This window comes from Domibacillus sp. A3M-37 (genome assembly GCF_024213455.1).
In the GTDB taxonomy this organism is placed as follows: domain Bacteria; phylum Bacillota; class Bacilli; order Bacillales; family Domibacillaceae; genus Domibacillus; species Domibacillus tundrae.
In genome coordinates this window covers 622782-636989 of record NZ_JANAVL010000001.1, presented here as the reverse complement: position 1 = coordinate 636989, position 14208 = coordinate 622782, and the positions used below count along the sequence as shown (strand labels likewise).

Annotated in this window: 16 protein-coding genes and 2 riboswitches; all 16 genes read left to right on the top strand. The window is 35.5% G+C overall.

What is annotated here, in order from left to right; all coding sequences use genetic code 11:
• The first annotated feature begins 47 nt into the window (after positions 1-47).
• The 16 genes from NLX67_RS03170 (at position 48) to NLX67_RS03100 (ending at position 14190) form a co-directional block, all read left to right on the top strand.
• On the top strand, positions 48-599 hold the full coding sequence (locus tag NLX67_RS03170) for a YdcF family protein (RefSeq protein WP_254310492.1): 552 nt from the start codon (positions 48-50) through the stop codon (positions 597-599).
• Positions 580-918, top strand: coding sequence for a hypothetical protein (locus NLX67_RS03165; protein ID WP_254310353.1), 339 nt, complete (start codon positions 580-582; stop codon positions 916-918). Before NLX67_RS03170 ends, NLX67_RS03165 begins: the two co-directional genes overlap by 20 nt.
• Before the next feature lie 326 nt (positions 919-1244).
• A riboswitch (cyclic di-GMP riboswitch) is annotated at positions 1245-1329 on the top strand.
• Positions 1330-1363: 34 nt separating this feature from the next.
• Positions 1364-1630 (top strand): hypothetical protein, encoded by a 267-nt coding sequence (locus tag NLX67_RS03160; protein ID WP_254310352.1) that lies wholly within the window; start codon positions 1364-1366, stop codon positions 1628-1630.
• A 223-nt stretch (positions 1631-1853) separates the two neighbouring features.
• Positions 1854-1988, top strand: a complete 135-nt coding sequence (locus NLX67_RS22715; protein ID WP_256519528.1) for a hypothetical protein — start codon at positions 1854-1856, stop codon at positions 1986-1988.
• 198 nt (positions 1989-2186) lie between these two features.
• Positions 2187-2576, top strand: a complete 390-nt coding sequence (gene gloA2, locus NLX67_RS03155) for an SMU1112c/YaeR family gloxylase I-like metalloprotein (protein ID WP_254310351.1) — start codon at positions 2187-2189, stop codon at positions 2574-2576.
• 629 nt (positions 2577-3205) lie between these two features.
• A riboswitch (cyclic di-GMP riboswitch) is annotated at positions 3206-3290 on the top strand.
• Between the two features lie 168 nt (positions 3291-3458).
• The gene (locus tag NLX67_RS03150; RefSeq protein ID WP_254310350.1) at positions 3459-3737 is read left to right on the top strand and encodes a helix-turn-helix domain-containing protein; all 279 of its coding nucleotides are present in this window, start codon (positions 3459-3461) and stop codon (positions 3735-3737) included.
• Between the two features lie 650 nt (positions 3738-4387).
• A complete protein-coding gene (locus tag NLX67_RS03145) occupies positions 4388-5134 on the top strand; it encodes a YveK family protein (RefSeq protein ID WP_254310349.1) in 747 nt (248 codons plus the stop codon).
• Positions 5124-5828, top strand: coding sequence for a CpsD/CapB family tyrosine-protein kinase (locus tag NLX67_RS03140; protein ID WP_305882016.1), 705 nt, complete (start codon positions 5124-5126; stop codon positions 5826-5828). The genes NLX67_RS03145 and NLX67_RS03140 overlap by 11 nt, the downstream gene beginning before the upstream one ends.
• Before the next feature lie 566 nt (positions 5829-6394).
• On the top strand, positions 6395-6616 hold the full coding sequence (locus tag NLX67_RS03135; protein WP_254310348.1) for a hypothetical protein: 222 nt from the start codon (positions 6395-6397) through the stop codon (positions 6614-6616).
• 96 nt (positions 6617-6712) lie between these two features.
• Positions 6713-7606, top strand: coding sequence for a UTP--glucose-1-phosphate uridylyltransferase GalU (galU, locus tag NLX67_RS03130; RefSeq protein WP_254310347.1), 894 nt, complete (start codon positions 6713-6715; stop codon positions 7604-7606).
• A 40-nt stretch (positions 7607-7646) separates the two neighbouring features.
• The gene (locus tag NLX67_RS03125; RefSeq protein ID WP_309143104.1) at positions 7647-8294 is read left to right on the top strand and encodes a sugar transferase; all 648 of its coding nucleotides are present in this window, start codon (positions 7647-7649) and stop codon (positions 8292-8294) included.
• Between the two features lie 265 nt (positions 8295-8559).
• Positions 8560-9828, top strand: a complete 1269-nt coding sequence (locus NLX67_RS03120) for an O-antigen translocase (RefSeq protein WP_254310346.1) — start codon at positions 8560-8562, stop codon at positions 9826-9828.
• A gap of 80 nt (positions 9829-9908) precedes the next feature.
• Positions 9909-10976 carry a glycosyltransferase family protein gene (locus tag NLX67_RS03115; RefSeq protein WP_254310345.1) on the top strand — a complete coding sequence of 356 codons (1068 nt, stop codon included), beginning with the start codon at positions 9909-9911 and terminating at the stop codon, positions 10974-10976.
• Between the two features lie 33 nt (positions 10977-11009).
• Positions 11010-11987, top strand: coding sequence for a glycosyltransferase family 2 protein (locus NLX67_RS03110; protein WP_254310344.1), 978 nt, complete (start codon positions 11010-11012; stop codon positions 11985-11987).
• A 40-nt stretch (positions 11988-12027) separates the two neighbouring features.
• On the top strand, positions 12028-12864 hold the full coding sequence (locus NLX67_RS03105; RefSeq protein ID WP_254310343.1) for a glycosyltransferase family 2 protein: 837 nt from the start codon (positions 12028-12030) through the stop codon (positions 12862-12864).
• 24 nt (positions 12865-12888) lie between these two features.
• Positions 12889-14190 carry a hypothetical protein gene (locus NLX67_RS03100; RefSeq protein ID WP_254310342.1) on the top strand — a complete coding sequence of 434 codons (1302 nt, stop codon included), beginning with the start codon at positions 12889-12891 and terminating at the stop codon, positions 14188-14190.
• Positions 14191-14208 lie beyond the last annotated feature (18 nt).

The following is a 14208-nucleotide window of genomic DNA, read 5'->3' as shown; positions in this document are numbered from 1 at the left end:
TAGTGCGGTGATTAACTAAAGAATAGGATGGTGTGAAGTTGAAAAGGATGAAGTATGCCTTCCTTGCGATTGTTGGTTTTGTGGTACTGTTTCCACTGGCGAGGTTGTTTCTTGTTGTTAATGAGGAGCCGAAGAACGCGGATGTGATTATTGCGCTGAGCGGGGATGTTGGCCGTCTTGAGAAAGCGGCGGATTTGTATCATGAGGGCTATGCGGATCAGGTGATGCTGTCGCTTGCCAATGAAGCCGGGATGACAGTGGAGGAAGCGGTGGCGTTTGGCGTGTCGGAGCAGGATCTCCTGCTGGAGGAAGAGGCGACGAGTACCTATACGAATGCGCTGTATACGAAAGAGATGATGGTGGAGAAGGGCTTTGATTCGGCTATTGTTGTGTCGTCTGATTATCATATGCGGCGGGTGAAGCTCGTGTTTGAGCATGTATACCGTGACAGCGGGATTGAGCTGACGTATGTATCGTCATTGCGCAATGGACAGGCGTGGTATTGGGACAAACAAAACATTCTTTTTACGGCGAAGGAATTTGTGAAGCTGCCGGGGTATGTGCTGCGGCTGTATAAGTTTGTGGATTTGGAGGGGTGATTGGCTTGAAGAAAAGTGGCTCGGTGCGATCGTGTTACTTTGTACGATTGTAATCGTTGCGGCGGTCTGGATGTCGGGGAAAGATAAACAGAAGCAGTCGGTGGACTTTGCTAAGGAAGTTGAGCAAAATCTTCAACAGCCTGAAGCAGTGGAGTCTGTGCAAGAGGATGGGCCCTTAGAAGAAGAAGTGGCGGAGGTCGAGCCTGTTGTTGAAGAATCGGAGCCGATAAAGGAAATTCCGGCTGAAGCAAATGAACTGTTAAAAGAAACAGATACAGGCAGGAAAAGAGTTTTTTGTACAGGAAGAGCCAACAGCTGAAGCAGGTGGATCTGGCGGGCTTCATTTCAGCTAAAGGGAAGAAGCGATGCAGTTTGTGTTCAGCCGCTTTTCGGCAGAAGAAATTGCTTGATACAACAAAGTATCAGCGGGCGGGTTAACGGCGGATCAGCAGCAAATGGCTCTTCAGATTGCGTACCCGCGGTTTAGCGCTGAAGTGATAGGAATGAAGCGTAAGCACCAGTCGGATGTAAATTACATGCAGCTATGTCAAAAAACATAAGAAAAATTCGACAAAACGGGACTTTATTCTCATTTATTTATTCTGATAAATTTCGTATAGTGTATTTGTACTATAAAAAATGAATCGTACGAACGGGCAAAGCCATTGAAAAGTGGTGACGCAAAACTATAGGGACTAAAGTCTTTAGACAATGTCAGCCAGTTGCCGAATACGGACCTCCGTGCGAATCAGAGGGAGAAAGACATGATTGAGAAAAATGTAAGGAATGACGTTTCTAACCTGCATCTCGGCCATTCAGCAGATAAGGTATGTGACGCTTCACCGTTATTTCATTCAACACAAATGGATAATGTTCAGGGGCTATCCAAAATGCTTGCCGATATAAAGCGCGGCTGGCATAAGTATCAGTTTCTAAAATATGAATATTTAGAAACAGGGTGCATCAATGAAAAAGTGAAAAAAGAATTAAACCAAAAGAAAAGGTATCACCAGCAAAAGTACGGCGAATAGGTTTAGGTTCATCGTCCAGTTGTATATAAAACAATAAAGCATCTTTAGGATGGAAGCGCACAATAACGGATGACTATACGCCAATATTGTGTTTTTTTTAGTTTAAAAAAACTGAATACTCAATCTTATTAAATAAGCTGTTTTAAAGTATTCAGATACCCGATTTCATTTAATACTGCACAATAGTAAATCAATAGTCATTACAGTGAGGAGTGGAACTATAATGAGTGAATCGTTAAAAATGAAATCCTTATCCATGGGCGTTACTACAGCAAAAATGATTACCGAAGTAGAAGCAACTTGGTACACGTTTTTCATAAGCAACAAAAAGGAGAGAGTATTTCTGTTAATAAACTGAATTTTGCAAGGGCTCGTTAAATAGCTTTTGAGCTGTTAAGAACAAACTTCTGACTTCTTAATTGGTTATATGATACATTATGAGCCATGCGCTGGCTGTTTCATTTGGACCGAACTGCACTCTTCCTATGGTGGGTATGAGCTAATAAAGAAAATAAATGAATCAGGCCAACATAAAACAGTTGAAAAAGGTGATTTCATGAATATTGTTAAAATCCATCACACCGCCATTATTTGTTCTGATTACGAGCGGTCAAAGCGTTTTTATACAGACATTTTAGGATTTGAGATTTTAGCAGAAACGTATCGGGCGGAGCGGGCGTCTTATAAGCTTGATTTACGTGTAGGAGCTTCTGATCAAATTGAATTATTTTCGTTTCCGGATGCACCCGGGCGCCTCAGTTACCCGGAAGCACAGGGGCTGCGTCATTTAGCGTTTGAAGTAGAAGATATCGAGGCATCGGTACGGGAACTGGAGGAACACAGTGTAGAGGTGGAGCCGATCCGCATTGATGAAGGAACCGGCAGGCGCTTTGCGTTTTTCAGCGATCCGGACGGGCTGCCGTTAGAATTGTACGAAAAGGACTGAATTTCATTTTATTTTCACTTTTCCTGGTTATACTAGTAGCACCATAACGGGGAAGGTGATAAATATGAATGATCAGCATGAAGAGGGCAGCTGTTTGAAAGGGCTCAGATGGGGGATTAGCTTGAGCATTCCTCTTTGGCTGTCCTTTTTTGGCTGGCTGCGATTGTTTCGCCTGTTTGTTTAAAAAAGAGTGAGAAAGGGCATGAATATGAATTTGATAATGGGGTATAATAAATTAAAGCGCTTTCAAAAATGAGGGAGTTGTATCCTATGAACCGACTTTATAGCGAACCTGAACTCTTTACAGGCTTAAGATGGGGCATTGGTCTCAGCATTCCGCTTTGGATCTCCTTTTTCGGATGGATGAAAATCTTACTTTAACGTAATAGTGCGGCAATAGAATATAAAGCAGAGAGCCTTGAAATGGCTTTCTGCTTTTTTAATGGTGTCTATTTTTGGGGTCAGTCCTCCGCTCGGATAAAGTGAAGGCTAGTCATGGAACTGAGCAATTGGTTCAAACTGTTGAGCGAGCGCTTCGTAATCGGAGCGCTATTTTTGTGGGAATTTGTCGAACGAATAGACTTAAAAAAATAGGTGTAGGGGTTTATAATGGGAATGTACCCAAATATTGTGCGAAAAGGCAGAGTCGTTGAAAAACGGTGACGCAAAACTAGAGGGGCTAAGGTGACAAAACTATGCCAGCCAGTTGTCGAATACGATTTCCGTACAATTTTTAATAGAGGGGAACATTTTTATGCCGCTATATTCCATGAAAGAAATTTGGACACCATTAAAGTGGGTTGGAATCAAGTTTTTTAAAACTCTAGATGACAATGCTTATTATATCAAAGTTGGAAATAAGCCAAGAAAGAGAATAAAATAATGGAACTGAAAGCAAAAAGAAGGGAATCATTAGTAGTAAAGGCCGATAAACCCGCAGCAGGGCAGAGAATCTCAAAAGAGGAAAATAAATTTGTCCAAAATATAGTTCGTGAAAGAAAGAAACGGAGAATTACCCAGAAAGATCTTGAGAAAATGACAGGTCTAGATCAAGCTGCTATTGGAAGACTAGAAACAATGAGAGTAAACCCTACTTTAAAAACAATCATAAAAGTATTAAATGCAATGGATATGAAGTTAATGATTGTAGATAAAGAATAAGGCTTGCTATTTATTTTATTATGAGAGAACTGTCGGCCGATACTTTTAGTTGCCTAACTATTTCGGTGCAGAAAAATTTCAGTGGTTTGGCAAATTTGATTTAGACGGTCAGCTGACACTCATTGCATCATGGAAAGAATTTGCTGATGAAGCTGAATAAGATTCATCATGCGGCGACTATTTGCGCAGATTATGAGTGGTCAAAGAATTATCAGCATGAAGAGGGCAGCTTTCTGAAAGGACTTAGAGGGGGGATGCTGCTGAACGTTTCACTTTGGCTGTCCTTTTTCGGATGGGTAAAAGTCTTGATTTAACAAATATTGCGGCAATAGAATAAAAAGCAGAGAACCTTGAAATGGTTCTCTGCTTTTTTGAGCTGTCTTTGTCGAATTTAAGATGAAAGCGAATACAATAGAGGATCAAACTGAAAAAGGTTTTAAAATAGTTGATTCTACAACAAGCTTTATCATGCTCTTTTTTCTTTTACGGTCATTATTTTAACAAATTAATCCATTTTAATACTAATATTTACAATAATTTTGGCGGAAAAATACAAAACTTTTGGTGATTGGACATCAAAAAAGGACAAATTATTTTCGAATACTTTGCTATAATCCAATTTAAATATTTGCAATTACAGGAGGGTATCTATGGAAGAAGCGATTAGTCTTAAAGATCTCATGGGAACGTTGCGGAAAAGATTGAAATTGATTGTGCTTGTGACGATGGCAGGGGCACTGATCAGTGGCATGATCAGTTTTTTTCTTTTAACGCCAGTCTACCAGGCATCCACGCAGCTTCTCGTCAATCAGGCTAAAACAGAACAGCAGCTTTATGATTCGGCTGAAATGCAGGTGGATCTGCAGATGATCAATACCTACAACGTTATTATAAAATCACCGGCCATCCTGGAGAAAGTAGCCCAAAACCTGGATCTGGACCTGACACCAGAACAGCTTTCTTCTAAAATCACAGTAGCCAATGAACAGGATTCACAAGTGGTCAATGTCATGGTACAGGATGGAAATCAAGAGACCGCCGCACACATTGCCAATGAAACAGCAAGTGTATTCCAAAAAGAAATTCTTACGATTATGAACGTCGATAACGTCAGCATTTTGGCTACGGCAGAAGTGCAGCCGGCAGAAGCGCCCATCAAGCCTCAGCCGCTATTAAACATTGTAATTGGTCTTGTCTTCGGCTTAATGGCTGGGATCGGGCTTGCTTTCTTGCTTGAATACCTGGATAACACGATTAAGTCTGAACAGGATATTGAAAGATTGCTTGAACTGCCGGTGTTAGGCAGTGTCGCCGTTATCCACGACAAAGCCGCTGTTAAGAAAAAAGAAACGGCTCTCAAAAAACAAGCAGTGGGGAGTGGGACAATTGGTTCTTAGACGGAAAATGCAAGGGGCGAAGCTTCATTCAGAAAGCACACTTATTACAGAAACCGATCCAAAGTCACTAATGGCGGAACAGTACCGGACAATCCGGACCAATATTCTTTTCTCGTCTGTCAGCGAATCGTATAGGACGCTTTTGGTGACGTCAACCGAACAGGCAGAAGGAAAATCGACGACGGTGGCAAATCTCGCTGTTGTTCTTGCCGATCAAGGAAAAAAAGTGCTGCTTGTCGATGCCGACACGCGCAAGCCGACGCTGCATCATGTATTCAGTCTTCCCAATCAAATAGGCTTAACAAACGTACTGGTAAAGCAAGTTTCCTATCAAGGAGCGGTCAGCAAAACAAAAATAGACAACTTATTTGTACTCACATCAGGTCCTATTCCACCGAATCCAGCTGAACTCCTTGGCTCTTCTGTGATGAATGAATTTTTAGGAAAAGCGCTGGATGAATTTGATTATATCTTATTTGATACACCGCCTATTCTTTCGGTAACCGACGCACAGGTACTCGCTAACCAATGTGACGGATCGATATTTGTCGTCAATAGCGGCAAAGCAAACATCGACAAAACCCGAAAAGCGAAAGAGGTTCTTCAGTCCGCTAAAGCGAAAGTGCTTGGGGTTGTTTTGAACAACCGGGAAATCAAAGACTTTAATTCTTACTATTACTACGGATCAGAATAAAAGAAATTTTTTTAAAAAAATACTATACATTTTACTTTTTGTTCTTTATAATGAACGTAAGCCTAAAGAAGGAGCTGCAATTCTTCTATAAGATAAGTGAGTCAAACAGCTAGAAATCAAGGCTTCCGTACTCTGTTTACTATATTTGAAAATAAAAGACCGCTTCTTAAAACAAAAGTTCTTGTGCTGCATGAATTTTTGTAAAGAAGCGGGAAAAAGCAGGAATATATGTTCTTAATAACGAACAAAATTTACAAGAAGGAACTGCAATTTAAAAATGAAAAACAAGTAGCCGGATAAACTGTATACATTCTTTAAAAAAGGCGCTCTTTCTTAAGTTATTGCAGCATCGATTAACGGGATAGTGGAAAAATCACCAGGAGATTGGGTGAACAAGTATCGAAGCAAACTTAGCCCATTTTATTGCATCCGACGCCCACATTTCATTAGCGCATGTTTTTAGTTTTGTGCTGACGCATGAACTATGGATTCCGCTTCCTAAACCATTTCCAAGCAAATGCCAAATCCAGTTTAAACGAGGCTAAATCCTGAAAGAGAGCACGATCTTGTCACCGGCAAAAGAAATCCCTTCATTTGTTTTAACGCCAAAAGTGAAAAACCAGAAACCGGCCATTACAACTTTATATCTTATTAACATCGGTCATGTCTCCTTTACCGTTATCAATGGAGGCACTCAGCTGTGCGGTGGTGTTCCGGGGAACGGAGCGCTTAGACGCTTGTCGTCAAGCGTGTGGTGTGAGGGCGGGTTAAATGCCCAGGTTTATTAAAATATACAAAAAAGCTAAATAGATAGCGAATGAAAGCACATACAATCCCTGTGTGTTTCCATTTGCTATTTAAAATAGAAAGGGAGGATCCAATCAATGAAAAAAGTAAGAAAAGCTATTATACCAGCAGCGGGGCTTGGAACTCGTTTTCTCCCTGCAACGAAAGCACTGCCAAAAGAAATGCTGCCGATAGTCGATAAACCAACGATTCAATACATAGTCGAAGAAGCCATCGCTTCGGGTATTGAAGATATTATTATTGTTACTGGTAAGGGGAAGCGTGCGATTGAAGACCACTTTGACGCTTCCGCGGAGCTTGAGCGTAATTTGAGCGAAAAAGGCAAAACGGATCTGCTTGAAAAAGTACGTCATTCATCAAACTTAGCCGATATTCATTACATTCGCCAAAAAGAGCCAAAAGGACTAGGTCACGCTGTCTGGTGTGCCCGTAACTTTATTGGTGATGAGCCATTTGCCGTATTGCTTGGAGATGACATCATTCAAAGCGACACACCATGCTTAAAACAGTTGATTGACCAATATGAAGAAACACAATCATCCATTATTGGCGTTCAGCAGGTGCCGGATCATGAAGCGTATCGTTATGGAATTGTTGATCCATCTTCGAAACAAGGCTTGCGCTACCAAGTTAATAACTTTGTAGAAAAACCAGTTCCGGGTACACAGCTATCCAATTTGGCCATTATAGGTCGTTACATTTTAAGGCCGGAAATTTTCATATTTCTGGATAAGCAACAAAAGGGTGCAGGCGGGGAAATTCAACTCACAGACGCTATTCAAGCATTAAATGAAATTCAGCACGTCTTCGCGTACGAGTTCGAAGGTGACCGGTACGATGTCGATGAAAAGCTTGGATTCGTCAAAACAACGCTTGAATTTGCATTGCAGGACAAAGAAATTAATGAAGAATTAGTGAAATTTTTACTGGAACAAGCGGAAAAGGTGAAAGGCAGGGAGAGGGTTGGATAATAGGCAGTTAGGTACTCAAAAAGCGTCTATTTATCAGTCAATCGGTTCATTTACAAGTTACGAAGAACGTTCGAAAACATTTGCCATTACTAAAAGAACGGTTGATATTATTGGGGCAATGATTGCGCTCATTTTAACACTGCCTATACTAATTGTTGTTAGTATATTTTATATGTTTGGTGATAATAAAGGACCCGTTTTCTTTAGGCAAAAACGCGTGGGGAAAGATGGAAATATCTTTTATATTTATAAGTTCCGTTCCATGGTGATGAATGCAGACCAGAAATTAAGAGAAAACAATGAGCTATACGAAAAATATATAGCCAATAGTTATAAACTGGAGCCGCATGAAGACCCACGCATTACGAAGCTAGGAAACTTTTTACGTAAGACCAGCTTGGATGAAATTCCACAGATCATCAATGTCTTAAAAGGTGAAATGAGTTTAATTGGACCAAGACCGGTTATTGAAGAAGAATTAATAGAATATGGACCAAAAGTAAATCAGTTTTTGTCTGTTAAGCCAGGTATGAGCGGGTATTGGCAAGTTTGCGGACGCAGTTCTGTACATTATCCAGAACGTATAGATGTGGAGCTTTATTATGTGGAAAATCAGTCTTTAAAACTTGAAGCCTGGATTCTATTTAAAACAGTTGAAATTGTTTTGTTGAGAAAAGGTGCCTACTAATAAAAAGTATTTTGTAATTAAATAATAAGTTAAATATGGCCAAACAGCTAATAAGGAGGAGATTAACACGGTTGGATGAAATACAGGCAGCTATTTTGCGAGTTAAATTACCTTATTTAGATAAAGAAAACGAACATTGTAGAAACATTGCTAGGTAGTCTTAAGTTTACCTATTTCTCCAGTCCTTAATATGGATCAAGTAAAGCAAATTGTCGATAGAATAAACCATTATTAACAAATAGTGTAGAAAGAAGAAAACAAGACCATGAATTTGTTGAAAACAAGTTTCCTCTCAGGTATAGCGACAATTATTAGGATGTTAACAAGCTTAATAGTTAATAAGGTGATAGCTGTTTATATTGGACCTTCTGGTATAGCAATTATCGGTAATTTCCAAAACATTTTAAACATTTTGATAAATACGGGGACGGGTGGCATAAATTCTGGAGTTACAAAGTATATCGCCGAGTTTAATGATAATAACAAAAAGAGAAATGAATATCTTAAAGCGTCTCTAATAATAACGATAACATGTTCTTTAATTACAGGGATTCTTATAGTTTTATTTAAGGAATGGCTTTCTATAAAGGCTTTTAAATCCATTGATTATAAGAGTATTTTTGTTTTACTAGGAATAACTATAATTTTTATTAGTTTAAACAGTTATTTGCTAGCTCTTTTAAATGGGTTAAAACAAATAAAGATATATATAGCTTCTAACATAGTAGCAAGTATTCTTTCTTTAATAATGACTACTATAATGACTATTACTTTAGGTCTTTATGGAGTTTTGTTATCCTTGGTGCTAACCCAGTCAGTAGTGTTAATTATAACTACGGTTTATTTATTTAAGAAAAAAACAATAAGCAATTTTAGGATAATTATAAATTCTTTGATCCCCAAAACCGTCTATACTCAATTGTTCAAATTTTCGTTAATGTCATTTACTACAATGCTATGTATACCAATAGTACAATTAGTGATTAGAAATATAATCATTAGTGAGGTTTCATTAGATAGTGCAGGGTATTGGGAAGCTTTAAATAAAATATCGAATATGTATTTGCTTGTTATTACTACTGCTTTGACTACGTACTATTTACCTCGGTTATCTGAAATAAAAAACGCAGAGGATCTCAGAACTGAAATCAAAAAGAGTTATAAATTAATTTTGCCTTTAGTAGGGATCATAATAATATTTGTATATATATTGAGAGATACCATCATACATGTTTTATTTACAGATGAATTTCTCGGGATGAGCGATTTGTTTTTATTTCAATTAATCGGTGATTTTTTCAAAATGAGTAGCTGGGTACTAGGATATTTAATGATTGCAAAAGCTATGACTAAATTATTTATAATTACTGAACTGATTTCTGGTGCGACTTATTTAATTTTAGCATATATTCTTATAGACTTTTTTGGAATAGTAGGTGTGACATTAGCTTATTGCTTAATGTATATGATTTATATGCTCATAATGATAAAAGTGTATTTTAAAATTATTAATTCCATGAAATCCACTTTATAAAAATGGGAGATTGTTATTCGAGAGGAGGATAGTAGAAATAAGTAGTCTTATATTCATGCTACTTATTTCTGCTAATTTTAATGAAAAAGATTTTGTTATTAGGGGAATACAGTGGTCTTCATACTAATTTGAAAAAGGGACTAGAAGAACTGGGTCATAAAGTAGTTTTAGCCTCTGACGGTGATGGAAAAAAAGGTATACATGGTGATATAAGCCTCAAACTAGAGAGAGACAATAAGATAAGTAAATTTTTCGAATTGAATAAAATTATCAATGAGTTTAATGGATTTGATATTGTCCAGCTTATAAATCCTTATATAACCCCTAATAAATATATAACTTTGTTTTATGATAAAATTTTTAAGAGCAATCAAAAGGTTTATTGTTTAGCTGCAGGAGATGATTATTTTTACTCTGAAGCAGTTTTAAGACAGGCCTTTCAAAAATATACGCCTTTTGACAATGATTTGTTAAAAGGAGAAGAGTTGCCATACCATACAAAGTTAGATTATATACTACAAAAAAGAGTTTTAAATAAAGTAGATGGTATTATTCCGATAATGTATGAATACGCTCATAGTTACCGTAACAGCATTTTTGCATCTAAAACAATGAAAACTATCCCGTTACCAATAGATGTTTCAAATATTGTTTATACAGAAAATATAGTTAGGGAAGGCAAAATTGTTTTTTATCACGGCATCACTCGTCCAGAATTTAAAGGTACTAGCTATATAACTGAAGCGATGAAGCTTGCTAAAGAGAAATATCCCAATGATATTGAAATTATTATATCTCCGGTATTACCTTTAAAAGAATATTTAAAAATGATTAATAGAGTAAATGTAGTTATTGATCAATGCAGAAGTTATTCATACGGAATGAATGCCGTATATAGTATGGCTATGGGTAAAGTTGTTATGAGTGGTTGTGAACATGAGTGCTTAGAAGAACTAGATTTTATTGAATCGGAAATAATAAATATTCAGCCTAATGTAAATCAAATTTTAAACCAAATTGAAAAACTGATTGAACAAAAAGATGAAATATTAGAAATAGGAAAAAATAACAGAAAATTCGCTGAATCCCATCATTCTCATAAAGAAATAGCTAAAAAATTCTTAGAGTCTTGGCAGCCCATTCAGTAATAATAATTTTATGTATTAATTATGAGGTGTAGTATGCCAAAAGTTACAGTTTTAATGCCAGTTTACAATGGTGAACTTTATTTAAAAGAAGCCATTGAAAGCATATTAAATCAAAGTTTTAAAGATTTTGAGTTTTTGATTATTAATGATGGTTCGACCGATTCCAGTGAAGAAATAATAAAATCTTATGGCGATTCGAGAATCCGCCTGGTGAATAATGAAAGAAATCTAAGGCTAATCGCCACACTTAATAAGGGTTTGGAATTGGCGCGAGGAGAATATATTGCTCGAATGGATTGTGACGACATTAGTCATCCCAAAAGATTAGAAAAACAAGTGAAAAAAATGAATTCAGATGAAAGTATAGCTATATGTGGAACCGGGTTCAAAGTAATAGGGAAACATGGACTGAAACCGCTTATTCTAACTGATTTTAAAAGTATAAGAAACTATTTGCATATAGGCAATTGTATTGTCCATCCTTCAATAATGATTAGAAAATCAATACTTCGAAAAAATAATTATTATTATGATCCTCTTTATACTCATATAGAAGACTATGAATTATTTGTTAGAATAAGTAAAAAGTATAAAATAGTAAATTTAAATAAAAATTTACTGCATTATAGATTGTCACCAAATGGGATAAGTAGACAGTTTTCAGATAAACAATATGAACGAACTTTTAATTTATCAGAACAAGCTCTACAAAATAAAGGCATTATGTTAAATCGAAAACCTTATATGAAACTCCAATTGCAAAAGATTGAAATTTTGCAAGCACAACAAGAAATAAAAAATATTTTAACTTCATCTAACTATAGTGAATACGATATCAATGAAATTTTGAGATTTTTGTGGCTAGATGTATGTACAAGGGGTACTAGCAATGGACTTTCGATACTCAGGACATTCTATTCCTTTAAAGAGTTAAAAGTTCGAAAACTTCCCAAATCATATCAAATATATTTTATTATAAAATGTTTGATTAAAAGAAAGAAACCCTATTGAAATGATAGCGAAGAAATAATTAATAAAAGGTGGATAACTTATGAAAGTTTCTTTGGTAATGGCAACTATTAACAGAATTGATGTTATAGACGATTTCATAAAATCAATATTGCTGCAAAGCCATCAAAATTTTGAATTAATTATAGTTGATCAAAATAAACATAATGAAGTTGAAAAATTATTGAAAAATTACCAAGGTAAACATTTAAAAATTAAATATATTAAATCCGAACCTGGGTTGTCTAAGGCAAGAAATGTAGGATTAAAATATGCTACGGGTGACATAGTAGGTTTTCCAGACGATGATTGCGTGTACAAATCCGACACTTTAGAAAAAGTTGTTAATTTTTTTAATCATAAGCCAAAATACCATTTGCTAACCGGGAGATGCCAGGATGAAAATGGTGAAGTTTCAGTTGGTAAATTTAATCATAAATCTTGTGATATTAATAAAATGAATGTTTGGAATTGCGGAGTATCAGTAACTTTATTTGTCAGAAAAGAAGTATTTAAAATTGTTAGTGGATTTGACGAGCATATAGGAGCAGGCTCAGGAACCTTATTTGGTTCTGGTGAAGAAACAGATTTCATACTTAACTGCTTAGAGGCAAATTTTAAGGGCCATTACGAAGAAAATATTGTTGTAGTCCATCCCAACCCACTAACTGAATATAATGAAAGATCATTTAAAAGAGCATACCTTTATGGTGCGGGTTACACGAAAGTATTGAGTAAACATAGATACCCAATATACAAATTAGGTGAATCTCTTATTAGACCTTTAGTTGCAACGTTCATTTACTTTTTTAATAAAAATAAAAGAAAATATTATTACTTTTTGTTTAAAGGTAGAATTACTGGTCTGCTTTTTAAATAATTTTATTAAGGATGATAATATAATATGCAACGAAGAGACCTAAAGTATATTTTTATTTATCTGATGGTATTATTTATTGATTTTTCTTATCTAATGTATCTTCTTTTTGCAGAATTTAGAGAAAGTATATTTATTTTTATCGTTTTTTCGTGGATTTTCTTTTTATTAATTCAAATTTTAATTTTTAAAGGAGCCGGTAAATATTTTTCTATTATAACTGTTTTTATAACACTTTATTCAGTCTCAGCTTATATAGCCTCAAATTGGGGCTTTATTTATTTTGATATACCAAAATTCATCATAGATGATGTTACTTTAAAGAGTCTAGCGGCAATAATATTTAGCCATTTCATATTGTTCATCATTTCTCCTATGTTTAAAAATAAAAGTTTAAAGGACAGTGAGCAACTTTTTATAAAAAGAATAAAAACTCTTTCAATTAATAAAATAAATTTAATGCTTTTTTTGATGTTTTTAATAGGAAGTTATTTTTGGTACAGATTGATATTTAAAGTAGGTTTACCTAATTTAATAGGCAACCCTAGGTTTTTTGCGAGCGTTCTATTAGAACAGGCAGGATTTTACCATCAAATTATTATGATACCCATTTCGATCATACTTACAGCTTATTTAATAAATAACAAGTTAAATTTTAAAAGAAAGTTTTTGTTTATAAGTATTCTTCTTTTAGCTTGGATTCCATTACTATTGGTAGGGGCAAGAAAAGAAATTTATGTATATCTTCTTGCAATTCTATTCTTTGGAGGCATAAAAAAATCCAATAAAATAATCATGGGTTTTTTTACAGCTATAGTTATGTTGATAATACCATTAGTAAGAGAAGGTTGGTCGGGCTTTGAAAATGTAATCCTTTCATTTCAAGAATTTATTCTGCCACAGTATTCTCATTTTATATTTGAATTGTTAGGAGAGCAGCAAAAATCAGCATTGTTAAATTTATCAGGCTATGAAGTTGGTGCTTGGTCTTTGTTTCCCGGCTTTTTGAGAGTGGAGGAGTTTATACCTTTAGGGCTTAGTGTATTTAATTTGGGGTTAACCAATGTAGGGATAGCCGCTCATCCGATTGGTGAAGCATTTCTTAATTTTGGAACAAACGGCTATATTATATTTGTATTTATATTTGTTTTCTTAAATATATTTACTATACGCTTAGCTAAAAACAATATAATGGCATTTGTCATTTGTTTTTTGTACTTGATTTTATTAGGTAGGACTGATCTTTGGGTTACAGTATTTTTCTGTTTATACACTTATATATTTATAGCTATATTCTTTATAAAGTTTAAATATAAAGAAACTCAATAAAATAATGAGAGGTTTTTT